Source organism: Aquirufa sp. ROCK-SH2, assembly GCF_054558315.1.
In genome coordinates this window covers 416,829-442,151 of record NZ_JBPXKB010000002.1, presented here as the reverse complement: position 1 = coordinate 442,151, position 25,323 = coordinate 416,829, and the positions used below count along the sequence as shown (strand labels likewise).

Annotated in this window: 20 protein-coding genes; 9 read left to right on the top strand and 11 right to left on the bottom strand. The window is 35.2% G+C overall.

Annotation, left to right across the window (positions count from 1 at the left end; genetic code table 11):
- Position 1 precedes the first annotated feature (1 nt).
- The 3 genes from V7S79_RS05870 to ribD are packed head-to-tail and all read left to right on the top strand — an operon-like array spanning position 2 to position 5,190.
- Positions 2–1,048, top strand: a complete 1,047-nt coding sequence (locus tag V7S79_RS05870) for a glycosyltransferase family 9 protein (RefSeq protein WP_459489628.1) — start codon at positions 2–4, stop codon at positions 1,046–1,048.
- 4 nt (positions 1,049–1,052) lie between these two features.
- Positions 1,053–4,157 carry an efflux RND transporter permease subunit gene (locus tag V7S79_RS05865; RefSeq protein ID WP_459489627.1) on the top strand — a complete coding sequence of 1,035 codons (3,105 nt, stop codon included), beginning with the start codon at positions 1,053–1,055 and terminating at the stop codon, positions 4,155–4,157.
- A complete protein-coding gene (gene ribD, locus V7S79_RS05860) occupies positions 4,150–5,190 on the top strand; it encodes a bifunctional diaminohydroxyphosphoribosylaminopyrimidine deaminase/5-amino-6-(5-phosphoribosylamino)uracil reductase RibD (protein WP_459489626.1) in 1,041 nt (346 codons plus the stop codon). Before V7S79_RS05865 ends, ribD begins: the two co-directional genes overlap by 8 nt.
- Here ribD and V7S79_RS05855 read toward each other — a convergent pair.
- A complete protein-coding gene (locus tag V7S79_RS05855; RefSeq protein WP_459489625.1) occupies positions 5,187–6,503 on the bottom strand; it encodes an Nramp family divalent metal transporter in 1,317 nt (438 codons plus the stop codon). The two genes, ribD and V7S79_RS05855, sit on opposite strands and share 4 nt — an antisense overlap.
- A gap of 152 nt (positions 6,504–6,655) precedes the next feature.
- Here V7S79_RS05855 and V7S79_RS05850 point away from each other — a divergent pair, with 152 nt between their 5' ends.
- Positions 6,656–7,318: a metal-dependent transcriptional regulator gene (locus tag V7S79_RS05850; RefSeq protein WP_459489624.1), complete on the top strand. Its 663-nt coding sequence runs from the start codon at positions 6,656–6,658 to the stop codon at positions 7,316–7,318.
- On the opposite strand, the gene V7S79_RS05845 is transcribed toward V7S79_RS05850, so the two are convergent.
- The 4 genes from V7S79_RS05845 to V7S79_RS05830 all read right to left on the bottom strand — a co-directional run bounded on the left by V7S79_RS05845 (position 7,315) and on the right by V7S79_RS05830 (position 12,961).
- Positions 7,315–10,260 (bottom strand): DEAD/DEAH box helicase, encoded by a 2,946-nt coding sequence (locus tag V7S79_RS05845; RefSeq protein WP_459489623.1) that lies wholly within the window; start codon positions 10,258–10,260, stop codon positions 7,315–7,317. The two genes, V7S79_RS05850 and V7S79_RS05845, sit on opposite strands and share 4 nt — an antisense overlap.
- Positions 10,261–10,360: 100 nt before the next feature.
- Positions 10,361–11,191, bottom strand: coding sequence for a 50S ribosomal protein L11 methyltransferase (gene prmA / locus V7S79_RS05840; RefSeq protein WP_459489622.1), 831 nt, complete (start codon positions 11,189–11,191; stop codon positions 10,361–10,363).
- A gap of 14 nt (positions 11,192–11,205) precedes the next feature.
- Complete coding sequence (locus tag V7S79_RS05835) at positions 11,206–12,153, bottom strand: MlaD family protein (protein WP_459489621.1); 948 nt, start codon at positions 12,151–12,153, stop codon at positions 11,206–11,208.
- Positions 12,154–12,160: 7 nt separating this feature from the next.
- Positions 12,161–12,961 (bottom strand): N-acetylmuramoyl-L-alanine amidase family protein, encoded by an 801-nt coding sequence (locus V7S79_RS05830; protein WP_459489620.1) that lies wholly within the window; start codon positions 12,959–12,961, stop codon positions 12,161–12,163.
- Positions 12,962–13,105: 144 nt separating this feature from the next.
- On the opposite strand from V7S79_RS05830, the gene V7S79_RS05825 reads away from it, so the two are divergent.
- The gene (locus V7S79_RS05825; RefSeq protein ID WP_459489619.1) at positions 13,106–15,874 is read left to right on the top strand and encodes a putative LPS assembly protein LptD; all 2,769 of its coding nucleotides are present in this window, start codon (positions 13,106–13,108) and stop codon (positions 15,872–15,874) included.
- Here the strand turns inward: V7S79_RS05825 and msrA are convergent.
- Complete coding sequence (msrA, locus tag V7S79_RS05820) at positions 15,871–16,518, bottom strand: peptide-methionine (S)-S-oxide reductase MsrA (RefSeq protein WP_459489618.1); 648 nt, start codon at positions 16,516–16,518, stop codon at positions 15,871–15,873. The genes V7S79_RS05825 and msrA overlap by 4 nt on opposite strands.
- 71 nt (positions 16,519–16,589) lie before the next feature.
- Between msrA and V7S79_RS05815 the strand changes: the two genes are divergently transcribed.
- Positions 16,590–17,237: a phosphatase PAP2-related protein gene (locus tag V7S79_RS05815; RefSeq protein ID WP_459489617.1), complete on the top strand. Its 648-nt coding sequence runs from the start codon at positions 16,590–16,592 to the stop codon at positions 17,235–17,237.
- On the opposite strand, the gene V7S79_RS05810 is transcribed toward V7S79_RS05815, so the two are convergent.
- From V7S79_RS05810 to V7S79_RS05795, 4 genes are all read right to left on the bottom strand, one after another.
- The gene (locus V7S79_RS05810; protein ID WP_459489616.1) at positions 17,234–19,165 is read right to left on the bottom strand and encodes a polysaccharide biosynthesis protein; all 1,932 of its coding nucleotides are present in this window, start codon (positions 19,163–19,165) and stop codon (positions 17,234–17,236) included. The two genes, V7S79_RS05815 and V7S79_RS05810, sit on opposite strands and share 4 nt — an antisense overlap.
- A 112-nt stretch (positions 19,166–19,277) precedes the next feature.
- Entirely contained in the window at positions 19,278–19,988 is a 711-nt protein-coding gene (locus V7S79_RS05805; RefSeq protein ID WP_459489615.1) for a WbqC family protein, read from the bottom strand.
- 4 nt (positions 19,989–19,992) lie between these two features.
- Complete coding sequence (gene thiL / locus V7S79_RS05800; protein WP_459489614.1) at positions 19,993–21,015, bottom strand: thiamine-phosphate kinase; 1,023 nt, start codon at positions 21,013–21,015, stop codon at positions 19,993–19,995.
- Positions 21,016–21,057: 42 nt separating this feature from the next.
- Positions 21,058–21,537, bottom strand: a complete 480-nt coding sequence (locus V7S79_RS05795; protein WP_459489613.1) for a hypothetical protein — start codon at positions 21,535–21,537, stop codon at positions 21,058–21,060.
- Positions 21,538–21,629: 92 nt separating this feature from the next.
- On the opposite strand from V7S79_RS05795, the gene V7S79_RS05790 reads away from it, so the two are divergent.
- From V7S79_RS05790 to V7S79_RS05780, 3 genes are all read left to right on the top strand, one after another.
- Positions 21,630–21,872, top strand: coding sequence for a cytochrome b5 domain-containing protein (locus tag V7S79_RS05790; RefSeq protein ID WP_459489612.1), 243 nt, complete (start codon positions 21,630–21,632; stop codon positions 21,870–21,872).
- Entirely contained in the window at positions 21,869–22,738 is an 870-nt protein-coding gene (locus tag V7S79_RS05785) for an N-acetylglucosamine kinase (RefSeq protein WP_459489611.1), read from the top strand. Before V7S79_RS05790 ends, V7S79_RS05785 begins: the two co-directional genes overlap by 4 nt.
- Positions 22,739–22,835: 97 nt before the next feature.
- On the top strand, positions 22,836–24,260 hold the full coding sequence (locus V7S79_RS05780) for a TonB-dependent receptor (protein ID WP_459489610.1): 1,425 nt from the start codon (positions 22,836–22,838) through the stop codon (positions 24,258–24,260).
- Here the strand turns inward: V7S79_RS05780 and V7S79_RS05775 are convergent.
- Positions 24,257–25,315, bottom strand: coding sequence for an acyltransferase family protein (locus V7S79_RS05775; RefSeq protein WP_459489609.1), 1,059 nt, complete (start codon positions 25,313–25,315; stop codon positions 24,257–24,259). The two genes, V7S79_RS05780 and V7S79_RS05775, sit on opposite strands and share 4 nt — an antisense overlap.
- Positions 25,316–25,323 lie beyond the last annotated feature (8 nt).

The following is a 25,323-nucleotide window of genomic DNA, read 5'->3' as shown; positions in this document are numbered from 1 at the left end:
AATGGCACATTATTATTTTAAGAAATCACTTTGGGAATACAAATTCAAAAAGTTGAGCCATCTAATCTTGGCCTTAAAATACTATGCCCAAATTTACTTTTCCATTGTTAGATGCAAATTGATTTATCCGAAATCAAAAGTGATTGGCGTGTTACTAGCTGAACATTTTGGTGATATCGTTGCCGCTGAGCCCATTATTCCCGAGCTTTTACGTAAATATCCAGAAGCTAAAATCTTCTGGATAATCAAACCCAATTTTAAAGCTGTTTTGGAAAATCACCCATTGATTCATGAAATAATAGAAGAAAAAAACCTTTTAACGAGTATTTATTTAAGTCGATACAACCCCTTTCATTTCTTTTATAATCTACATTTGAATCAACTAAGAGAAGATGAATATTATCATCTGCCTTTGAAAAATGAGAGAGCTTATGAATTGAATTTAACGATCAACAATTATTATGAATCCAATAATTTATTAAGCGTTTTTTCACAATTGGCAGATTTAGGTAGAATCTCAGGTTATCCAAACATTTATTTAAATAAGAAATCCGTTCAGCTACCCTTTGAAAAATATTGGGTAATTAACCATCAGTCCAATGATGTGGAAAGAGAATGGTCCTCTGAAAAATGGGTTCAAATAATTAGTCGAGCTATTAAGGAATGGGATGTCAATATCATTGAAATAGGCTTAAATAATTCCTTGAATTTTTCCCATCCGAAGTTCAAATCAATGGTTGGAAAAACGACTTTAGAGGAAAGTATGAAAATTATTCAAAAGTCTTGTTTCTTTTTAGGGGTTGATACAGGACCTACACATTGTGCTAATGCTTTTAAAATTCCAGCATTAATCCTCTGTGGAGACTTTAAAAATTTCAGAAATTACAAATCATATTCTGGAGCTTACCAGTTAGATGGTATCGCCAACATCTATTTTAATACCAAAGGACCCGCCTCTGAATTAAGTGTTGAAGAGGTTTGGGAACAACTAAGTACAATTTATTTAAAACAACAAGATTTGGAATTAAGTACAAATCACAACCTATAAAGCTATGTCTTCTTTATCAGAAACCAGTATTAAAAGACCCGTTCTTTCCATCGTAATGTCAATCACCATTATTCTATTTGGAATAATTGGCTACACTTATTTAGGCGTTAGAGAATATCCTTCGGTAGATCCTCCCATTGTTACTGTACAAACTAGTTATACAGGCGCCAATGCAGATATCATTGAATCCCAAATTACGGAGCCATTAGAGGAATCCATCAATGGTATCGCAGGGGTAAGAACCTTAGCCAGCTCAAGTAGAGATGGTCGCTCTAATATTACTGTTGAATTTGACCTGGCTGTTAACATCGAAGACGCAGCCAATGATGTTCGCGACCGTGTTTCTAGGGCCATGGCATTGCTACCAAAAGATGTTGATCCACCAGTAGTTGCTAAAGCAGATGCAGATGCGAATCCCATTTATAATATCAATGTTTTTTCTAAATCAAGAAGCCTATTGAGTTTGAATGAATTAGCGACAAGAAACATCAAAGAAAAATTCCAAACCATTGCGGGTGTTAGTTCTGTGCAACTTTGGGGAGAGAAAAAATATGCGATGCGTTTGCACATTAATCCCGAAAAACTAGCCTCTTTCCGTTTAACCGCACCAGATATTGCCAATGCACTAACCAAACAAAATATTGAACTTCCTTCGGGAAGCATTGAAGGAGCCAATACAGAATTAACCGTTCGAACTCAAGGCCGTTTAACTTCGGTAGAGGATTTCAATAATTTAATCATCAAAGAAGAAGGTGATCGTTCCGTAAAGTTTTCGGATGTAGGTAACGCAGAACTTTCTCCTGAAAATGAAAAAACATTTTTCAAAAGAGATTTAACCCCAATGATTTCCATCGCGGTAATTCCTCAGCCAGGTTCAAATCAAATACAAATTGTAGATGCTTTGCACAAAAAAATTGAGCAAATCCAAAAAACTCTACCAGAAGATGTAGAAATGAAAGAAGGATTTGATAATACCCGTTATGTCCGTAAATCCATCGAGGAAGTAGAAGAAACAATCATGATTGCGGTATTGTTGGTGACCATCATTATTTTCTTATTCTTGAGAGATTGGAGATCTACCATTATTCCATTGACGGCCATTCCTGTCAGCTTAATTGGAGTATTCTTTTTCATGTACCTAGTCGGCTTTTCCATCAACGTGTTAACCCTCTTAGGTGTTGTTTTATCAATTGGACTCGTAGTAGACGATGCCATTGTGGTACTCGAAAATATTTATTCCAAAATTGAAGAAGGAAAAAGTCCTTGGGATGCCGCATTAGAAGGATCTAAGGAAATCTATTTTGCCGTAATTTCAACAACAATCACATTGGCAGCGGTATTCCTTCCAGTAATCTTTTTACAAGGAATTACAGGTCGATTATTTAGAGAATTTGGTATTGTTGTTGCAGGATCTGTTGTGATATCAGCATTTGTGTCATTGACATTAACCCCTATGTTAAGTTCAAAATTATTAAAAGGCAATCATTCAAAACCTTGGTTTTATCGAGTTACAGAGCCTTTTTTTGTTGGACTTACCAACGCGTATGAAAACTCTTTAGCTTCATTTATGCGAGTAAGGTGGATGGCTTGGGTATTGATGGTCAGTTTAATTGGCATTATTTATGCCCTTTTCAAATTCGAAGCGATTCCATCTGAATTGGCTCCTATGGAAGACAGAGGTTCCATTCGTATCAATGCCACTGCACCAGAAGGTTCAACATTCGATTATATGCTTGCCTATACTGATGCGATGGCTAAGTTTTTATTGGAAGAAATTCCAGCGAAAGAACGATTTGCTGTTTATTCGATTACCTCCCCTCCTTTTGGAAATGGTGGTTATAATACAGGAAGTATGAGAATATTACTTTCTGATCCTGGGCAAAGAAGATCTCAACAACAAATCGCAGAAGAATTACAACCTAAAATTAAAAAATTCACTGGCGCAAAAGCGATTTTAATTCAAGAACCAACGCTTTCAACTGGCCAAAGAGGTGGGGGTGGTTTACCCGTTCAATTTGTTGTTCAAGCTTCCAATTTTGAAAGTTTGAAAAAAATGATGCCTCAATTTTTGGCTAAAGTGCGTGAAAGTTCAAAATTTGAAAATTCTGATGTGAATTTAAAGTTCACAAAACCTGAATTAAGAATTGAAATCAATAGAGCCAAAGCTCAAAATTTAGGGATTTCGATTCAAGATGTAGCACAAACGCTTCAATTAGGATTATCGGGTAGAAGATTTGGTTATTTCATCATGGATGGAAAACAATACCAAGTAATTGGCCAAATTGATCGACCAATGAGGAATGACGTAACCGATTTAAAATCGCTATATGTAAAAAACAATCGCGGCGATTTAATACAATTGGATAACTTGGTAAAAGTAACTGAACAAAGTACTCCGCCACAGTTGTTCAGATACAATAGATATGTAGCAGCAACAGTACAAGCTCAAATGGCCAAAGGAGTTACATTAGGGGAGGCTTTAAATGAGATGGATAAATTGGCAAAAGAAACCTTTGATGTTACTTTCTCTACGGCTTATGATGGACAAAGTAAAGAATTTAAAGAATCTAGTTCTTCTCTATTATTCGCATTTGGTTTGGCTATTTTATTGATTTACCTAATTCTTTCTGCTCAATTTGAAAGCTTTGTAGATCCATTTATCATTCTATTTACAGTTCCTTTAGCTGTAGCTGGAGCCTTATTGAGTCTTTGGGATTTTAGTCAAACATTAAATATTTTCTCTCAAATTGGAATCATCGTCCTCATCGGTTTAGTTACCAAAAACGGAATTTTGATTGTGGAATTTGCCAATCAGAAAAAAGAAAGTGGGCTTGATAAACTAGCAGCTGTGAAAGAAGCTGCCTCCGCTCGTTTCCGTCCAATTGTCATGACTTCCTTATGTACCATTTTAGGTATTTTACCGATTGCTTTGGCCTTAGGATCAGGATCACAAAGTAGAGTATCTATGGGTATCGCTGTAGTTGGCGGAATGCTATTTTCTACCTCCCTAACACTTTATATCATTCCTGCGATTTACAGTTACCTTTCAAGCAATTATAAAAAACAAACAAAGGAAACCCCTTCAGAAGCTGAATTGATACATGAATAGAAAAAAAGATTGGATGCAACGAGCCTTTGATCTAGCCCAATTAGGGGCAGGTAAAGTTGCACCCAATCCTTTAGTTGGTTGTGTCATTGTCAAAGATAATCAGATCATAGGTGAAGGTTGGCATCAACAGTTTGGTGGTCCACATGCTGAAGTGGAAGCCATTCAATCCATTCCAAAAGAATTAAATGCCAAAGGATCAAGCTTCTTTGTTACACTAGAACCTTGCTCCCATTTTGGAAAAACTCCTCCATGTGCCGATTTATTGATTCAAAACGAAGTCAAAAAGGTTTATATCGCTAATTTAGATCCCAATGAATTAGTGGCAGGGAAAGGAATTAAAAAATTAGAAGATGCAGGGATCGAAGTTGAAGTTGGATTATTGAGTACCCTAGGTGAAGAAATAAATAGAAATTTTTTTACCTTTCATAGAAAAAAAAGACCTTACATCACGGTCAAATACGCTTGTTCCTCCGACAATTTTATCTCAAAAGAAAATGGAGAGTCCGTTCAGTTCTCTAACAGTCTAAGTAGAAATTTTGTCCATAAATTACGAGCAGAAAATCAAGCCATATTGGTAGGAACAAATACGGCAAATCTCGACAATCCAAGTTTAACCACTCGATTTTGGGAAGGAAAATCACCTATCCGCTTGGTAATTGACCCCAATAATCATTTAAGGGAAGATATTATCTTGATCAAGGATGATTTACCAACTTATATATTCACCAAATACATTGAAAAAAAATCGAACCAGAAACATTGGATTGCTTTAGGAGATTATACGGGAAGCGAATTTGTAAAAAAAATAATGGAAAAATGTTTTGATCTAGGTATTCAATCCATTTTAGTAGAAGGAGGTAGCACAACAATCACCTATTTTAAAGACGCAAATTTAATAGATGAAATGTACAGAATTGAATCAAGTATAATCTTAAATTCGGGTATACCAGCACCAAATTTCCCAGTCAATTATTCGAATACTCAACAAATGGGAACCGACAATTGGATTAAATATGCCTCGTTTGAAGTTTAGAAAAATATTTGAAACAATAAATAAACATTTAGGGATAGAATTATTAGGCTAATCAGGGATGATAATATCGTTAGCCAAATGGGATTCACAAATTTTCCCATTTTCAATTCATCGCTTGTAAACCAAACCAAAGGAATTACGGCAAAACTAAGTTGCATCGAAAGCACTACTTGAGAAAAAATCAACAAATCGTTTATTTTATTTTCACCCCACCACCATGTCACAATAAATGCTGGCAAAATAGCTATCAACCTAGTAATTAACCTCCGAATCCATGGCGCTAATTTGATATCTAAAAAACCCTCCATGACAATTTGCCCAGCCAAAGTCCCTGTAAGCGTAGCATTTTGTCCTGAGGCTAATAAAGCCACTGCAAAGAGTGTACTTGCCCATTTACTACCTAATACAGGATCTAATAAATGGTAGGCATCGTGGATATCCCCTACTTGACTATTTCCTGTAGCATGAAAAGCTGCAGCTGCCAAAATCAAAATACTAGCATTGATAAAAAAAGCAAAACCCAAGGAAATTGTTGAGTCAATAGTTGCATATTTAATGGCATTTTCTTTACCAATATTGGAATCAGGAATACATCTTGTTTGTACAATGCTGGAATGTAAATACAAATTATGTGGCATGACTGTCGCACCCAAAATACCGATAGCAATGTATAATTGACCAGAATTTTCATACACGGAAGTTGATGGAATTAATCCATTCAATATTTCAGCATACTGAGGCTGCGCTATAAAAATTTCATACACAAAACAACAAGTAATCACCGCCAACAAAGACATAACAATGGATTCCAACACCCTGAATCCTTTATTTTGGAAATAGAGAATTAAAAATACGTCCAAAATAGTGATAACAATACCATATAAAATGGGAATATCAAACAACAATTTTAATGCTAAAGCCGAACCAATCACTTCAGCCAAATCACATGCCGCGATAGCCAATTCACAGAGTAACCAAAGAAAAACAGCAACAGGTTTTGAAAATGCATCACCACAAGCTTGGGCGAGGTCCTTTCCTGTTGCAATACCCAATTTGAGTGATAAATGTTGCAGTAAAATCGCAAATAAACTAGAAATTAATACGACGGATAATAGCGTATAGCCATATTGTGCACCACCAGCTAAATCTGTTGCCCAATTGCCTGGATCCATATAACCCACAGCCACCATAAAACCCGGCCCCATAAAAGCGCGCAAATTTCTCCAAAATCCACTCCCTTGAGGAACAGGGATCGTTCCAAAAACTTCGGATAAGGACTTCTTTGAATTATCTTGACGCCAAGCTTTTGACATAATAAAGAAACAGATTTGAATTCAAATGTAATTACTATTTACGACTATTCAAAAATAATTTTTAGCCCAGCCTAAATTTATTTGATAAAATTCCTAAAAACAATTTTTAATTCAAAAAATAGCCCTACTTTTGAATCCGATTTAAGAAAAATATGTCAACATCACTTGCTGAAGAAAATTACTTAAAAATAATTTATCGCCTTTCTGAGGGGACAGAAGAGGACATTTCAACCAACGCGGTGGCTGAGTTAGCGCAAACAAAAGCTGCATCTGTCACTGATATGCTTAGAAAGTTAGCAGAGAAAGGTTGGGTAAATTATCAAAAGTACCAGGGTGTTCGCTTGACAAACGAAGGAGAAAAAATAGCCTTATCCATTGTTAGAAAACATCGACTCTGGGAAGTTTTTTTGGTAGAAAAAATGGGTTTCAATTGGGACGCAGTTCATGAAATAGCAGAACAATTAGAACACATCGAATCGGATGAATTGATTGACAAACTAGATGAATTTTTAGATTTTCCGAAAACGGATCCCCATGGAGACCCCATTCCCAACAAAGAAGGAATTATTCCAGAATTAGGGTATTTACATTTATCAGAAATTAAATCCAATAAAAACTGTGTCCTGATGGGTGTGGCGAAAGACTCCGCAGTATTTTTGCAATTATTGACCAAACTCCACTTAGGTCTTGGAAGCAAAATAAATATTTTAGAGGTCAATGCGTTTGACAGATCTTTATCATTAAGTATAGAAAACCAAGACCCGATATTTATTAGCAATGAAGTGGCGAAGAATATTTTAGTGAAATTGGTTTAACTCAACAAATCAAACACTTCATCTTCACTCAAGGCACGCAAAATACTCTCATCGGATGTAACTAAATCGTTGGCTAAATCCAATTTTCGCTGTTGTAGGGCTAAAATCTTTTCTTCCACCGTCTCCTTTGTAATAAACTTATAGGTGAAAACCGTTTTTAATTGACCAATCCGGTGAGCTCGGTCTATAGCTTGCGCTTCCGCAGCTGGGTTCCACCAAGGATCCAATAAAAAGACATAATCGGCAGCAGTTAAATTTAACCCGACACCCCCTGCTTTTAAGGAAATTAAAAATACAGATTGACCATCCGCTTTCTGGAAACTTTCCACTTGCCCTTTTCGGTCAGAAGTACTACCATCCAAATAAGCATATTCTATTCCTCTTTTGTCTAATTCCGATTTAATAAGCTGTAAATGTTGAACAAATTGACTGAAAATCAAGACCTTATGATGCTGCTCTAAAACCGTTTCTAATTTTTCTAAAACAGCTTCCATTTTCCCAGACTCCCCTGTAAAACCATCTTCACACAATGCAGGGTGATTCGCTAATTGCCTTAATTTGGTTAAACCTTGCAAAACCGAAAACCGTGATTTCTGAATACCCTCGTCTTTGATTTGCTTTAACAAAACATCTCGATAAAAAGACTTCGTTTTGTCATACAATTTCTCCTGTTCTTCTGTCATCGCGCAATAGGCAATCGATTCCATTTTTTCAGGTAAATCTGCTGCTACTTGGCGTTTTTCACGACGCAATAAATAGGGTTTAATCAAATGATATAAACGCTTCTTTTTCTCAATATCAGCCTTCTTCTCGATAGGAACTTGAAATTGATCTTTAAAATACCTTTGCGTTCCCAAAAGTCCCGCATTGACAAAATTCATTTGCGACCATAAATCCATGGTAGAATTCTCCAAAGGAGTTCCCGTCATCACTAAGCGAAATTTGGCATTCAATTTCTGAACAGCTTTAGTAATATTCGCCAAAGGATTTTTAATGGCTTGTGATTCATCCAAAATCACGTAAGAAAACGACTGTTTCTCAAACCAATCTATATCAGATCTAACCAATCCAAACGAACAAATAATTAAATCTACTTTGGATATTTGAGCTTGTAATTTTTCTCTTTGTGGTCCACTATAAACCAACACTCGCAATTGAGGGGTAAATTTCTTTGCCTCCATTTCCCAATTGTACAACAAGGAAGTTGGCATTACAAGTAATGAAGGCAATGTTTCACCTTGCTCTTTTAAGGACTGCAAAAGGCAAAGCGTCTGAACTGTCTTTCCGAGACCCATATCGTCCGCTAAACAAGCTCCTAAGCCAGCAGCTTGCCTTGTACGCATCCAGCGGTATCCTTCCAATTGATAGGGTCTCAACGTTCCCTTGAAATTCTTTGGAACAGGAAACTCTTTCGGAACCAATGATAAATCATTATGAGTTTTCGTCTTCAGAGAAGTTTTAACTAACTCTTGATTTTCCCATTCTTGCACCAATTGATAATGTTGGCGTTTTAAGTAAACTCCATCATCGCCTGGTCTTGTCTCTGAAAAATAAAATAAATCTTGATAATCATGAAACCATGCATCCGGAATCATAGCGATAGATCCATCAGGCAAATGAAATTCATGCTTTTTTTGCAAAATTAATTGGCGGATTTTCACAAAAGGAATCTGAAATTCCCCGAAAGAAATGATGGCTTGTACATCAAACCAATCCAATTTTTCACCAATTCGAATTTTAATTTCTGGCTTACCCAAGAAGTACCTTGGAGCCTGCCCATCCCCTTTGAATTGAACCTGAAATCCCGCTTGGTCCAAATTTTGTTTATTCAATGTCAACCATTGTACGGCTTCACCTCTATACAAACTCGCCTTTCCATCAGATTCTATCGTCAAACCTAAATTCTTCAACACCTGATAAGCCCGTTTCTCCTTGGTTAAAGAGCGCATGATTTTTTGAAAAGCATAGCTATCGCCTTTCTTTTCAAACAACACATTGGCCTCTGCCGATAATCCATCCCAAGGAAATCGGTTATTACCATATTGAAATGCCAAAGAAAAAACCCAACGATCAGCTGCCTCTAAAGTGGCTGATTTTTTGGAAATGGCCCCCTTTTCTTCCAAATCAATCTTGGGAGCATTGGGTCCATAAGTCAATAAATATTGGCAATTTTTCTCGGTATTAAATATCTCAAAACCTTTTACATGTAGTGGATATCTAGCGACCATTGCCTTAACGAATTTCCTAAAGTAATCCTCCTCCATGTTTTTGGGGATAACTACAAACTTTTTATTCAAAAAAGGACGTAATTTCTTGCCTTCCAATGCAGGTTTAAAATGATACAATTTCTGATTCAACAACATATAAGCAGGTTCATCAGAAAGTACCAAGGCATCTTTGTACTGAAATTCTAATTTATTTCCTTTATACTTCAAAGTTGGAAAATAATGCGTATTCTCCTCATTTCGCATAAAATGGAAAAGAACTTCCACTGGCTCAGCTTGTATCTCAACAGCCTGACGCATGGGATTTCCATCATTTCCCATGATAAACAAGGTTTTATCTGGGCAAATCAATTCAAATACTTGAGATCTTTTTTTCTCAATAACAGACAAAACCGCATCTGCGATTTCCTTTTCGCCTTTCTCAGAATCAAAAGTTTTCAAAAAAAATTCTTCGATTGTTTTACGCTTGGAAGTATTGAATTTTTCAAAAATAACAACGGGCTTCATCCCCTCAATCAATTTTACGGCCGCTGCATCCCTTTCGTCTAAACCTGCTTCAAACTCATGGAAATTTCTAGAAGTCAACGTCTGGTATTCCCAAGTCAATTGATTTTTATCATTCAATTGTACCACAAATACCTCGAACAAATATCCAAGACACTCGTGAGATAACAAAGAATAGACAACCCTAAATGGTTTGTTTGGTGATATTTTCATTAAGCAAATTGGGATTCTAACCGAATCCAATGAGTAAAACCTTCAAAAATAAAGATTTTTTAAGGAATTTCTGTATAATAGGAAGAAAATTTATGAAGGATTATTGGTTCTTTTCAAACTTTAGGCAAGCCCAATTGTTTTTATCACTTTGACCCACATAAATAAGTCCGTGCTGCGCCGCCGATTTTTTTAAACTTGGGATATCTTGTACATAAAATCCACTCAAAAACAATGAGCCGCCTTTTTTGATTCTGCTGGCATATTCAGCCATTTCATCCAATAATATATTTCGATTAATATTTGCTAAAAGAACATCATATTGTTCCTTCACATGTTCTCTGATGGTTCCCTGCGTGAATTCAATTTCTTCACAATCATTCAACGTAGCGTTTTCGATGGAATTTTCAACAGACCATTCATCAATATCAAAGCCTTTTACCAGATTGGCCCCTAACTTTTTAGCAATAAAGGCCAAAATTCCAGTACCCGTCCCAGCATCTAGGACAGATTTTTCATTTAAATCAATCCCAAACAAAGCTTCAGACATCAAACTGGTGGTTTCATGGTGACCCGTTCCAAATGACATTTTTGGATTTATTACTATTTCCATTTGAAAATTGGGCTCCGATTCATGGAAACTTGCACGAATAAAAACCTTATCGGAAATTCGAATCGGTTCATAATTCTTTTCCCAAACTTCATTCCAATTTTTCTTTTCAATTCTATTTTGCTCAAAAGAAATGGGGCCCAAAAATTGATATCGCTGCACAATTTCTTCCAAAGCATCTTGATCAAACAAACTTTCTGGACAATAAGCACATAAGCCTTGATCTGAATCTTCAAAAATATCAAATCCTATTTCTCCTAATTCGGCTACTAAAATCTCTGTTACCTCAGCAGATGCCGAAATAATTACTTGAATGGTTGACATATTTTGTTGATTTACTAATTACTTGGAGGGGTGTCCTTTTTTCCAAAAACAGAAAAATTCAAATACCTTTTTGGCTGCAAACGAAAATCCAATAACAATTTATCTAAGTCCGTTAAAGTTCTGTTTAATTCCAGGTATAAACTATCATTTTTGATCAGCTTACCCGCTGAACCTTGCCCCTTCTCGATACCTGTTAATATTTTCTGCAAACTCACAATGGCTAAATTAGCTTCATTTAAGGTCTTACCAATTTTCAAGGCATTCAGAGAATCTGCAACTGTATTAAACTTAGATAATAATGGTTTGAATTGCTTTTCGGTTTCAATTAGACTAGCCGATAAGACACGCATATTGTTAGATATTTGAGCAATATTCGTTCTATTTTCATTCAGCATCCCATTCACAGAACCATTGATTCCAACAACCGTTTCATTGGAATTCTTTAATAAAGCATTCAAATGAGTCCCTGTATTTTCGAATTTTTTACTGATTTGTCGAAATGAAATCAACAATGAATCCGCATTAGATATCACTGGTATTGCACGCTCTTTCAACAAGGTGGTAATTCCTTTTTCTGATTCCCCTTTCAAATAAGCTCCTTCTACTAAATCAGATGTACCCTGCAACTTCAATCGAATAACTTTCCCTCCCAAAAGAGCTCCATCTGCCAATATCGCAATGGTCTCATTGGGAATAATAACATCCTTATTGATTCTCAAAGAAACCAAAATCTTATTGGCCTTTTCTGGCTGAATCATCACTTTCTTCACTTTTCCTACCTCAATTCCGTTTAATACAACTTGATTGGAAGAGGTCAATCCATCTACATTATCAAATTCAACATAATAGATTTTTGAAGAAGAAAATAAGTCATTTCCTTTAAGAAAATTAAATCCAAAATATAGGATTAAAAATGCGATCAACGCTAAAAATCCAACTTTAAGTTCGTTATTTTTAAACATATTGAATTTATTTTTCCATTTCTTCTTTATACTGCTTGAAAGCCTTAACGATCGCATCGGCTACTTCCGCTTGGCCTCTTTCAGAGTTCAAGTACTCCTCTTCTTCAGGATTTGTTAAAAAACCTGATTCAATCAAAACACTTGGCATTGCAGTTCTCCAAATAACTAAAAAACCGGCTTGTTTAACCCCAAAACTTTTGCGATTATACACTTTTGAGAATTGATTCTCCACCTTAGATGCAAACTTGACCGAACTTGCCATGAAGGCACTTTGATAATTCGCCATCATAATATGTGCCAATGGAGAATTGGGATCAAAACCATTGTAGGCTGTTTGATAATCTTTCTCTTGCAAAATTACGGAGTTTTCACGCTTAGCAACATTTAAATTACCATCCGTTTTATGCAAACCCATGGTATAAGTTTCTGTTCCGTATGCCCCTTTATTCGGCGCGGCATTGCAATGCACTGAAATAAACAAATCCGACTTATTTCTATTAGCTATATTAGCCCGCTCATTTAATTCAATGAACTCATCCGTGTCACGCGTATAAATAACCTTCAAATCTGGAAATTGATCTTTTAGTCTTTTACCTACTTCCAAAATGATCTTTAAAGTAACTTTCCCTTCTTGTGCCCCCTTGGAACCTAAGCAACCTGGGTCCTTTCCTCCATGTCCTGCATCCAAACAGATCGTCCGAACGACATTCTTTTTCACCGTTTTATTGGGTTCAGGTGCTGAAGAAATAGCAGAAGAAATCAACAAAAAAAGCACTACACCAAAAAAAGCTTTACTAACTGTAAACATTATTTTAGGATTAATACACATTGGTACCGCTCAAAAATGTAATTTTGTATTCTTTTATAAAAGACAAATATAATTTTTAAATTCCAACACACGTTCATAGTTGAGTGAAATAATCACAATATTGGGCAATTTCGCTATTTTTCTATGAATTTTGAAGCAAATTTACGTTTGAGAAAAGACCTTACATATCGAATTCTATTATTGATAATTACGGTTTTTGCTACCTCAAATGTAGTATTTTCTCAAAAAATCATTAAGGCTGACACCATCCGTGTCAACAAATTAGATACCCTTACTAAAAAAATCAGCAAAAAAGATTCCTTGAATAAAAATCAAGATTTACAAACAACTGTATTCTATTCTGCCTTAGATTCCACCGTCCTTGATACCGATAAACAAATTGTCAATTTGTATGGAGGTGCAAAAGTAAAATATGGAGAAATTAGCCTTGAAGCAGATTTCATTCGATTAGATTGGGCTAAAAATGAGGTTTATGCCAAAGGCTCTTTCGATTCTACTACAAAAAAAGAGGTAGGTCTACCCGTTTTTACCCAAGGAAACGATAAATATGATTCCAAAGAAGTTCGCTATAATTTCAAAACAAAAAGAGCCATCATCAAAGAAATTGTGACGCAACAAGGGGAAGGTTTTGTGCATGGATCCAATGTAAAAAAAGACGAGGAAGAAAATCTATATATTCGAAATGCCATTTATACGACATGTAATTTGAGTCACCCCCATTTTAATATTCGAGCTAGAAAAATAAAAATGGTAGGTAAAAAGGAAATTATTTCTGGCCCATTTAACATTGAATTAAACGATATACCCCTCCCTATCGGATTGCCATTTGGATTCTTTCCTTATTCTCAACCCAAAGAAATGGGTAAATCAGGAATTTTAATTCCTACCTATGGAGAAGAACCTTCTGGAAGAGGCTTTTATTTGAGAGACGGTGGTTATTATTGGGCAATGAATGAAAATATTGGAGTTCGATTTACTGGGCAAATATATTCTAAAGGTGGATGGGGATTAGGAGCCAATTCACAATATAACAAGCGTTATCGATATACTGGAAGTTTCAATTTGGCCTTTAACAAAAATACCAATGGAGATGAATTTGCTCCAACTTCCAGAACCGACTTTGCCCTACAATGGTCACACAGTCCAAGAAGTTTTGGAAATTCTAGTTTTTCAGCTTCTGTCAATATTGCATCTAACTCTTACAATCAATACAATACCTTCACTGCCAAACAATACTTATCAAATACCATTGGTTCTTCTGTTCAATATTCCAAAAATTTTGGCCAATCTGTCCGAACAGGAATTTCTTTTCGAGTAAACCAAAACACCTCTACTCGAGTTTTTGATGCAGGAACAGAATTTAATTTTGGTCTCAATCAAATTCAGCCTTTCAAACGAAAAAAATCGGTAACAGATCGATTTATTGATCAATTTAGAATTGGATTAGATTTTTCAGGTGGCATCAGCATTAGCAACCAAATAACGGACCCATATACCCGTTATGAGTTTGATGTATACCCTAGAGCTTCAAATTCCGAAAGAGGATCCATTCCAAAACCTTTTATACCAAAAGGCGATGACGATTTACCACCGGGAGTAATGGCCGTAAACGCCAATACCATCCCGCTCTTATTGGAAAAAGCGCAAACAAGGTTTAATTATAGTATACCACTTTCTCTTCCCAACATCAAGTTAAACAAGTATGTTAATTTAACCCCAGGAGTAGCTTGGTCGGGCAATATGTACACAAGGGCCTATAAGTATACTTACATGCCTGAGGACTCGACAGTCCGAATTGATACCATCAGAGGTCTACCTAAATTCAGTTCCCAAATCTCGTTTTCAGCCAGTATGAACACAAGGGTGTATGGAACTTTGCGCTTTAAAAAAGGAAGATTAGAAGCATTGAGACACACCATGGTTCCAAGTATGAGTCTTAGCTACACTCCAGATTATTCTGATCCAACTTATGGTTTTTATCAAGATGTCCGAATCAATAACCGTAAATTCATCAATTCCCAAGGGGTAGAACAAATCGGAGATATCCGAAGGATTAGCACTTTTGACCCACGTCAACTTAGTTATGGGGGTGCGTCAGGTAGTATAGGGTTTGGTATTCAAAATACTTTGCAGGCCAAATTAAAAACCAAATCTGATACAGCGACCAAACAATCTGAAAAAATCAACATTTTAGACAACTTTGGTATCAATGGAAGTTATAATTTATTAGCCAAAGAATATGCCCTTTCCAATTTAAGCTTTAACGCCAATTCAAGAGTACAGCAATTTGACATCAACATTGGAGGAAGTTTAGATCCGTATTTGTATGTTCAAGACAAACTGTTTTTTGATGTAGGACGTAGAACTCCCGATTTAATGATCGAAAAAGGAGAAGGTTTTGCTCGATTACAAGCATTTAACTTATCAGTAAGTAGAAGATTTAGTCCCAAAGGTGCGAACAAACCCAAGGAAAGTCCCAATGCCTCTGAGGCACAATTGAAGCAAATCAATAATAATTTAGAAGATTATGTAGATTGGAAAATGCCTTGGAGTTTCTCCTTCAGTTATCAATTTAGCATGAATAAAATGGGATTAGCGAGTGCTCAACAAATCAGTGGAGCATCATTCCAAGGAGATTTAAGTTTAACAGAAAAATGGAAAATTTCTCTAAGTTCTGGATACGATTTCAAATACAAAGGTTTGACCTACACCAACATTTCCGTTCATAGGGATTTACATTGCTGGGAAATGAATTTCAATTGGACACCTATTGCCAGTCCATTTTTTGGAAGAGCCAGTAATTACTCCTTTGACCTAAGAGTGAAATCATCTCTTTTACAGGAATTGAAAATTTCTCGAAGAAGAAGTTTCTATGACAAAGGAGGTTTTTAACGCAATTTATCTTTAAATGCTTTTAAGAACTTATCCATCTTAGGCTTAATCACTATTTGGCAATAAGGTTGCTCCCCATTTTGAAGGTAGTAATTTTGATGATAATCCTCTGCAGGATAAAATGCGGTAGCCATAGCAACTTGGGTGACAATTGGATGAGGAAACACCTTCTTTTGATTTAGGTTCAACTTCCATTCCTCAGCATATTTCAATTGTTCTTTGTTATGACAAAAAATAGCTGAACGATATTGCGTACCAACATCTGCTCCTTGTCTATTCAAGGTAGTAGGATCATGAGTCTGCCAAAAAACTTCTAAAATCGTCTCAAATGAAATCACTTTGGGATCATAAATTAATTGACAAACTTCCGCATGACCAGTAAGTCCAGAAGAAACTTCTCGGTAAGTAGGTTGTTTAATTTTACCTCCCATATAACCAGAAACGACAGATTTCACCCCCTTTAACTGTTGATAAACCGCCTCCACACACCAAAAACATCCAGCACCTAAAGTAATTGTATCAAGTTCTGAGCTAACTTGTTCCAAATTTTCCATTTTAGTATTTATTTTATTGTTCGACGACTTCCCGCATGAAAAATGAAAGAATCCTATTACTATTCCAAGAATGACAGCTGCTTTTTTCATTAAACTTTCTAGATTAATTGATTTTAATGTAGTTTTGCAATCCCAAATTTATCAATAAACACGAATAAGCCTTGAAAAGTTTTATTAATTCAGTAAATACTAATTGGTCCATCGCTTGGAAACAATCCTCCTTTCGTTGGAATTTCATTTTGGCTTTGCTGTACTTTTCAATTTTTCCATTCAAAGCAGACGACTATTTTCAATGGATACAAAAAAGAGAGGGAATACAACTTAACGATTGGTTTTTAGAACTGATTCCAGCCATCAATTTTTCTTATCCCATTTTTACCATTATTTATTTAGGGGTCATTTATTTGTTAGTTCAATTATTGAGAGAGCCCAAAAAATTTATTTGGTTTGCATGGGCATTTAATTTAGAAACTAGCCTACGTTTTTTAACCATTTATTGTATTCCTTTAAATCCTCCATCAGACTTAATAATATTACAAGACCCATTGGCTGAAATTTTTATTTATGGTGAAAATTTAGCGATCACTAAGGATTTATTTTTTTCAGGACATACTGCAACGATGATTTTTATTTGCAGTTTTTTGACTTCGAAAATAGAGCGAAAAATGGCAATAATATTTACAGGAATATTGATTGTATTGCTCCTATTTCAACATATTCATTATTCAATCGATATCATAGGTGCTATTGCATTTACCCTTTTTTCCATATGGGCAAGCAAAAAATACATCGATCTTTTAAGTAATTAGTATGTCTTTTTAATTGACAATTTTATAGAATCTAAATTCTCAAATACGGAATTATTGGATTTATACTCAGGAATAATTTCTTTAATCTTGGCGACAATATGATTGTTAATTCCTAATTCCAACAGATTAGATAAATCATTCAAATGGTGTTCCATATAAGCGAAACTTGGAGTATTTACTGTGGCTATTAAGATTTTAGAATGATGCGTTTGACGCGTATTTTCATCGTTATTTAATAGCTCTTCATACAATTTCTCCCCTGGTCTTAGACCTGTATATTTGATCGTAATATCTTTGTCAATTCTTAAGCCACTTAAGGTGATCATCTTTTTGGCTAGGTCAACGATTTTCACGGATTGCCCCATATCAAACACAAATACCTCTCCACCTTCACCCATTGCTGCAGCTTCTAAAACAAGTTCACAAGCTTCAGGAATCGTCATGAAAAATCGTGTAATTTCTGGATGTGTGACAGTTAAAGGCCCCCCACGTTCAATTTGTTTTTTAAATAAAGGAATTACAGAACCATTTGATCCCAATACATTCCCAAAACGGGTTGCAATAAATTTGGTATTGATTTCTTCTACATAATTCAGCGATTGGGTGTACATTTCGGCTAAGCGTTTAGTAGCCCCCATAACATTTGTTGGATTAACCGCCTTATCGGTAGAAACCATTACAAATTTGCGTACATTATTTTTAGCAGCTAAATCAGCCATTAACTTGGTCCCTAACACATTCGTTTTTACGGCTTCGTATGGGTTATTTTCCATCAAAGGAACATGTTTGTAAGCAGCAGCATGAAACACAAAAGCCGGCTTGTTTGCTTTGAATATTCTCGACATTCTTAGTTCATCACAAACATTAGAAACATATACAGACAGTTGCATGTTGGTTGGAATAATATCCAACAATTCATATTCTAAATCAAATAGGCCTGTTTCCGACTGATCAACTAAAATTATTTTGGAAGGCAAATAAGCAATTAATTGACGGACAAGTTCACTACCAATGGACCCTGCCGCTCCGGTTACCAAAATAACATTACCATTAATTTCCTCTGAAATCATTGGGTTATTCATTTGAATAACATCTCTACCCAACAAATCTTCGATTTTAACATTATGAATTTGACCAAATTCAAATCCACCACCTACCCATTTGTCCACAGGAGGAAGCGTTTTAACTATCACCCCTTTGTCCAAAAATACATCTGATATCTTTCTTTTCGCATCAGCAGAAATATGGTTAATCGCCATAATCACTTCAAGCCCTTCGTACTCTCCAACAAATCGTTGTAAGGCATCTGGTAAACTATATACCATGATTCCTTCAATTGTTTTATTAACCAATGACTCATTGTCATCAATAAAACCTATAACTTGATAATTAATTCCTCGATTACTTTGAATCACATTTTTGGTCAATAGTCCAGAATATCCTGCACCATAAATTAACACCCCGACAGCAGGTTTCAACTCTCCAAATAAAGATTCATACAATGATTTCGTTAGATATCTAAGTGAAATCAACAAAAAACTACTGATGAAAAAATCAATAACAAAAACTGCTGCGCTGTCATGAACAAAATCACTAAAACGAAAGGAGTAACGATATGAAACAGATATTAAAACAGCTAAGAGACTACCTAAGATATTGGCTTTTAAGATCAATTGAGCATCTTCTATACTCGTATGACGAATAATGCCTTTGTATGTATGAAATAATAAAAATGTAAGGATCCGAATGGAGATTAAAACCTTTAAATTGAATTGAAGTAAATCCAAATTGACCAAACTAAAGTCAAAATTCCTACGCAACAACGTAGAAGTGACCAAAGAAAAGACAACAATAGAGATATCAATTGCTAAAACTAGCCATCTAGAGAGGAATCGATTCGAGTATTTATTAAATAAAAGGCGCTTCATATGGTCAATTTATATAACTATTCATTAGCTATTAAATTTTTAAAATGGTTAGAGCGTATAATTGTAAATTTAACGATAAAATCTTTTAATGAAAAAGTTTTTGTCGGCTAAATCAGAAAAGATGATATTCCAAGAGCATATTTTTCAGCTCTGTTGAATTATTCCACATCATTAAGTCTATAATAGATAAACCTGGAATGAAATCGACTCCTTTTTTTAATCCTTGTGGATAATTAGGCAAAGTAGGATTTAGAAAATTCAATCGGCAAGATTGTTCTAGAAAATAGGCTTTATTATAAAGCATTTCACCATTTTTCGCATTGATATAATGGTCACTCCCTAAAGATTTCGTAATGGCAATCAATCGATCTGCTTTTTCCCAATCAGGATTACTTATACCCAAATCAGAACTTTGATGAAACCTTTTCTCCAATCCCAAATAGTTACATGTCAATTCAATACTCCGAATCGCTAAATCAGCCATGGATTCCGGCTGATCCTTCAATACATCTTCAATTAACTTGAATACTTCTGAATAATGTGGTGCTTTTTTATACGCCGCAGTTATTTGAGTCAAAAATTTACCGGGAAAGTCAATCCCATAAGAAACACTGGTTTCCCGAATAGTTTTATTTTGACTTTGTTTCACCAAAGGAATGGTGAACAAAAAGGCTTGGTTTTGCATCAAAATTTGATTCCGGTTTATCCAACCCTTTTTGATGAACATCACATCATCGTAAAACACAAAATCATCAACCGCTTGAATCAATTGAAAATACCCTAAATAAGGAAAAAAATAGGGTTGCATAATAGCTACCGACATACCCTTATACTCCGAAACCAGGAGCAGTTAAAGTTACAGTTTGTTCTGACTTCATGACCAAAATCTGTTCATTTAGAATATCTGTCATGTAACCAATGGCTGTCACATCTGCAATTTTACTTACCTTATCAAAATCAGCTTGAGCAACCGTGAAGATTAATTCATAATCCTCTCCTCCATTTAATGCTGCAGTCAATGGACTTAAATTAAATTCAGTTGCCGACAAATAAGTTTCATCGTCGATCGGAATATTTTTTTCAAAAATTCGCGCACCCGTTCCTGATGCTTGGCAAAGATGAATGATTTCCGAAGATAAGCCATCAGAACAATCTATCATAGATGTCGGGACAACATCCAATGCCCTCAACTCATGTAAAATATCAAATCTAGCCATTGGCTTCAATTGACGCATCACCACATAACTTTTATCATCCAATTCAGGTTGCATTTCTGGATTCGCTAAAAAAACTTGTTTTTCTCTTTCTAACGATTGTAAACCTAATAATGCACCGCCAAAGTCGCCCGTTACACATATCACATCATTCGGCTTTGCGTTATTTCGGGTTGTCAATTTACTTTCTTCAACCATCCCTAATGCGGTCATAGAAATAATCAATCCTTGAGGTGAGGCAGTGGTGTCTCCACCTACTAAATCCACCTTATATTCTTCACAAGCCAATTTAATCCCTGAATAAAGTAATTCAACGGCTTCCACAGAAAAACGATTACTTAGACCTAATCCAACTGTTAATTGCGCAGGTAAAGCATTCATGGCAGCAATATCCGATAAAACGGCACTGACTAATTTAAAACCCAAATGCTGTAAAGGAGTGTAGGATAAATCGAAATGCACTCCTTCTATATAAAGTTCAGTAGTTGTAACAACTTGATTATTGGCAGCCTCCAAGACTGCGGCGTCATCACCGATTCCCATTTTTGTCCAAGAATGTAAATCTTGCACATTTTCCGCGATTTTATTGATCAATCCAAACTCGCCAATGGATCCAATTTCTGTTCGTTTTTCCATATAAAGAAAAAGCTACCAATAGGTAGCCTTCAATAATTAAAATTAAGGGTTAACCAAGGTTAACTTTACTACTTTATTACTTGCCTTAATGTAAGCTGTTGTTGTCTCAAGAATCAATTTACTACTTGTCGGTTTTGAAGAAATAGTAAAAACAATTGTCCCATCAGTCCCAGAAGGAGCTCCTTCTGAACTCGTTAAATTCTTCAAAGTCAATTGACTATTATCGGATGACAATAAATACGTTCCTGTAAATACTCTTTTGTCAAATTCAGTTAAAGTGACCGTATTGGATGTACTTAAGTCCAATTTAAATTGTGCATATCCAGGTGTAATATTGGTACTTGCCGATTTATCATATTGGGTAGTATTGTCCCAAAGAACAGAACTAGCCGACCATGATTTTTTGATTAACTCAGCGACCGTTGGCTCTACAGGTGTTGGCGTTGAACCTCCTGAAGAGGAACCGCATGACCAAAAAAGTAAAAGAGATAAACTTATGATAGCCGCAAAATATTTTTTCATACTTTGAAATTTTTGAAGTGTAAAATTAAAAATTCTAAACAATAAAACGGCTTTTAATTCTTTTTATTTAGTTTCGTAAAAAATCAATTATTTTGTCTACTTCATTACCCGAATTTTCAAAATCTCAACTTGCCTTACGAAATGGCCAAGATAAACCTGAAATATGGGTGGCTTTTCAAGGTTTCATATACGATATGAGTAATTCAAAATTATGGAAAAATGGAAAGCACTATGAACATTGGGCTGGACAAGATCTAACAGAAGAATTATCTGATGCTCCTCATTCAGAAAAGGTTTTTGAAAAATTTAACCCTATCGGTAAATTAAAACAATGAAACTACTCATCATCGAAAGTGGCTCCACTAAAACAGAATGGCGATTAATTAGTGACCCCAACGTGGCATTTGAATCTTTTTTTTCAGCTGGCATCAATCCTTATTACCAAACACTAACTGAAATTTGTCAAGCGCAAAATTCCATTTTAGAGAAAATTAATCCTATAGGAATTAGCCACATCTATTATTATGGAACAGGTATTACAGACGAAGAAAAGAAAAAAACCATCCAAGATTTTTTATTTAGCCATTTTTCAACTGCCGCTGAATTGGTTATTGAAAATGATTTAATAGCTGCTTTAAAAGCTAATTTAGGTGATAATCCAGGAATAGCCTGCATCTTAGGAACAGGATCTAATTCAGGATATTTTGATGGCAAAAAAGTAACGGAACAAATCCCTCCCCTTGGATTTTGGTTAGGGGATGAAGGAAGTGGTGGACATTTGGGAAAATCATTGTTACTTTCTTACCTACACAATGAAATGCCAGCCGATATCCGAGCTTTATTTATAAAAAGATATGGAGCATTAAGTCGTTTAGACATTTTAGGAAAAGCCTATAAAGAAGAGTTCCCGAATCGATGGTTTGCTTCTTATTCCAAATTCCTCTTTGATCATAGAAAGCACGCATTTTGTTATCAAATCATCGAAAAATCATTTGATGCATTTGTTTACCTCTATTTGATCAAGTACTCACAAGTCAAAAATACACCCATCCACTTTACAGGTTCAGTTGCTTTTTATTATTCAGATATTCTCAAAAATGTGCTTAAAAAGTATCAGATTCAAGCGGGTATCATCAGTGAAAGTCCGATGGCAGGCCTGACGATGTATCATAAAAATCAAATTTGGCCAAAAACCACATAGATTTTTTGCATATTTTCAAGAATATCAACGAATGAGTTGTTAAATTATATAACTTTGCCATTAAAGCCTTAGTAATCAACTTAAATTCATTTCGTCTATGTCAAACAAAATCAAATCCATTGGGACGAAACAAAAAGCACTTCAAATAAATTTAGATAGAAGCATTTACGGATCCTTTGCTGAAATTGGTGCAGGACAAGATGTAGCAGCTAATTTCTTCAAAGCAGGAGGCGCTTCAGGTACCATTGCCAAGACAATTTCCGCCTATGATATGGCATTTTCGGATGCTATTTACGGAGAAGAAGCTTCAGGAAAATACGTTTGTGAACCGCGTTTGATGAAAATGCTGAATCGGGAATACAAACTTTTGCAAGTACGTTTAGTAGATCAAGCAGATGAAAAAAGATTTTTTTCATTTGCCAATACTGTTTCAGCGCTAAATTATCAAAAAACCAACGATGCACATGGCTGGATTGGATTGAGATTTCAACTTAAACCCGGTGGTGGATTCAATGATGTAGTTATACACGTGAACATGTTGGACAATGACAATATTCTTCAACAACAAGCTTTAGGGGTTATCGGAGTTAATTTGATTTACGCATGCTATCATTTCTATGAAGATCCTGAAAAATTATTGCTTTCCTTGCTAGATGATTTATCAACTGACAAGATTGAAATTGATATGATACGCTTTGAAGGTCCTGATTTCAAAGAAGTCGATAACCGATTAATGTCGCTTTATTTGGTTAAACATGGCTATACACAAGCGGCAGTATTTGGGCCTGATGGCAATGTGATGCAACCTTACGATGCACTTTCAAAAAAACACATTGTTGCTATTCGAGGTAGATTTAGACCTGTGACAAATATTTTTTCAGATATGTTGAAAAAAGGATTGGCACAATTTGAAAATGAGGAGGATGTAGATGATGATAAAATATGTGTTCTTTCTGAATTAACCTTACGAAATTTAGAAGATGGGACACATAAAATCAACGAAAAAGATTTTCTTGATCGAGTGGATATCCTTTGTTCTTTGGGACAAACGGTGTTAATCTCCAATTTCCATGAATATTTCAAATTAGTTGCCTATTTAGGTCAATTTACCAAACAACGAATGGCCCTAATTATGGGTATGCCAAATTTGGAATACATTTTTGACGAAAAGCATTACAAAGATATCCCTGGTGGAATAATGACTGCTTTTGCTAACCTTTTTGGATTAAAAATTAAACTTTACTTATACCCAACTTGGGATAAAAATGGTGAATTGATTAACCTAAATAGTTTTCAGCCTGAACCACATTTAAGGGGATTATTTCAGTATTTAATTGATAATGAAAAATTAACGGACATCAAGAACTATGATGAAAAATTAATGAATATTCATACCGATAAGGTACTTGATTTGATCGAAAAAGGTCCAGGAGAATGGGAAGATTTGGTTCCTAAAATTGTGGCTAAACAAATCAAACAAAACCATTTATTTGGTTTTCCTGAAAAGGCAAAAATGGATTAGCTAGTTAATTTTTTACCTAGTTTTATCATCGGTTTTTCAATGAACAAATATGAACCATAAGCCACAATGATGGTGATGATTGAGGTACTAATAAAAAGAAGTGGGCTAGAAAATAAGCCCATTTTTTTTGCGATAAAACCCACATAAGAATGTACAATAGGGTGCAATAAATAAATCCCATACGTGCTTTCGCCTAATATTCGTAAAAATCTTTGCAAAAAAGTAGGTAATGGATAGGTGTTTTTATAAAAAGCAATTACTAATAAAAGGGCAAAAACAGAAAAAACAATTCGATTTAATCCTGTAACCAAATTAATTTGATTGCCAGATACTGGCATAAAGACCAAAATACAAATTGCCGCAATCAGTGTAATGAGTACGAGTTCCTTCTTTAATACATAGTGATGCAGGATATAAAACAAAGTCAGCCCTGCAACATAAAAGAAGAGATTATTCCAAGGATTCACATAGATAGACCATTGATTTGCCAAGGAAATTTCAGGACTCAATAATCCAAATGAAAAAAATAAAGTGAGACATGTACTTATTCCGAACAGAATAATTCCAATGTTTTTTTTGAATTGATAGGCCAATAACAAAATGGGAGTAATAAGGTAATAAACCATTTCGTTTCCGATGGACCAGGCACCTGTAATAAAATATTTGGCGGGATGAAAAATTGAAAATAAGGTTGTGGCTGTTGAAAATAAATTATTTACATCCAATGTTTCAACATCAAAAGTGGGATGAATAATAATCAACAAACTACTCAACCACAATAAAGGCCAAATTCTAAAGATGCGTCTTAACCCAAAAACCACTATCTGTCTCCACGATGAAAAAAAATCATGGTAGACAATTGCCATACTTAATCCTGAGAGAACAAAAAAAACAGAAACAGCATAAATACCAAGGCGGCCTAGGATTGAGCCTGCATCCAAAGGGAAATAGAGCCAAAGCGTCAAATGATAAAACATAACTGCAGCAGCCATAATACCTCGCAGCCAATCCAATGACTCGATACGAATGCCAACTTGTTGAATGTCGTTTTTCATAAAAAAGA

Excerpts from the sequence above, each read along its gene's own strand:
- V7S79_RS05795 (WP_459489613.1), bottom strand. The coding sequence starts at position 21,537 with ATGAAAAAATATTTTGCGGCTATCATAAGTTTATCTCTTTTACTTTTT.
- V7S79_RS05810 (WP_459489616.1), bottom strand. The coding sequence starts at position 19,165 with ATGAAGCGCCTTTTATTTAATAAATACTCGAATCGATTCCTCTCTAGA.
- V7S79_RS05825 (WP_459489619.1), top strand. The coding sequence starts at position 13,106 with ATGAATTTTGAAGCAAATTTACGTTTGAGAAAAGACCTTACATATCGA.
- V7S79_RS05785 (WP_459489611.1), top strand. The coding sequence starts at position 21,869 with ATGAAACTACTCATCATCGAAAGTGGCTCCACTAAAACAGAATGGCGA.
- prmA (WP_459489622.1), bottom strand. The coding sequence starts at position 11,191 with ATGTCAACCATTCAAGTAATTATTTCGGCATCTGCTGAGGTAACAGAG.
- V7S79_RS05780 (WP_459489610.1), top strand. The coding sequence starts at position 22,836 with ATGTCAAACAAAATCAAATCCATTGGGACGAAACAAAAAGCACTTCAA.
- V7S79_RS05870 (WP_459489628.1), top strand. The coding sequence starts at position 2 with ATGGCACATTATTATTTTAAGAAATCACTTTGGGAATACAAATTCAAA.
- V7S79_RS05775 (WP_459489609.1), bottom strand. The coding sequence starts at position 25,315 with ATGAAAAACGACATTCAACAAGTTGGCATTCGTATCGAGTCATTGGAT.
- V7S79_RS05835 (WP_459489621.1), bottom strand. The coding sequence starts at position 12,153 with ATGTTTAAAAATAACGAACTTAAAGTTGGATTTTTAGCGTTGATCGCA.
- V7S79_RS05865 (WP_459489627.1), top strand. The coding sequence starts at position 1,053 with ATGTCTTCTTTATCAGAAACCAGTATTAAAAGACCCGTTCTTTCCATC.
- msrA (WP_459489618.1), bottom strand. The coding sequence starts at position 16,518 with ATGAAAAAAGCAGCTGTCATTCTTGGAATAGTAATAGGATTCTTTCAT.
- ribD (WP_459489626.1), top strand. The coding sequence starts at position 4,150 with ATGAATAGAAAAAAAGATTGGATGCAACGAGCCTTTGATCTAGCCCAA.
- V7S79_RS05850 (WP_459489624.1), top strand. The coding sequence starts at position 6,656 with ATGTCAACATCACTTGCTGAAGAAAATTACTTAAAAATAATTTATCGC.
- V7S79_RS05855 (WP_459489625.1), bottom strand. The coding sequence starts at position 6,503 with ATGTCAAAAGCTTGGCGTCAAGATAATTCAAAGAAGTCCTTATCCGAA.
- V7S79_RS05845 (WP_459489623.1), bottom strand. The coding sequence starts at position 10,260 with ATGAAAATATCACCAAACAAACCATTTAGGGTTGTCTATTCTTTGTTA.
- V7S79_RS05830 (WP_459489620.1), bottom strand. The coding sequence starts at position 12,961 with ATGTTTACAGTTAGTAAAGCTTTTTTTGGTGTAGTGCTTTTTTTGTTG.
- V7S79_RS05805 (WP_459489615.1), bottom strand. The coding sequence starts at position 19,988 with ATGTCGGTAGCTATTATGCAACCCTATTTTTTTCCTTATTTAGGGTAT.
- thiL (WP_459489614.1), bottom strand. The coding sequence starts at position 21,015 with ATGGAAAAACGAACAGAAATTGGATCCATTGGCGAGTTTGGATTGATC.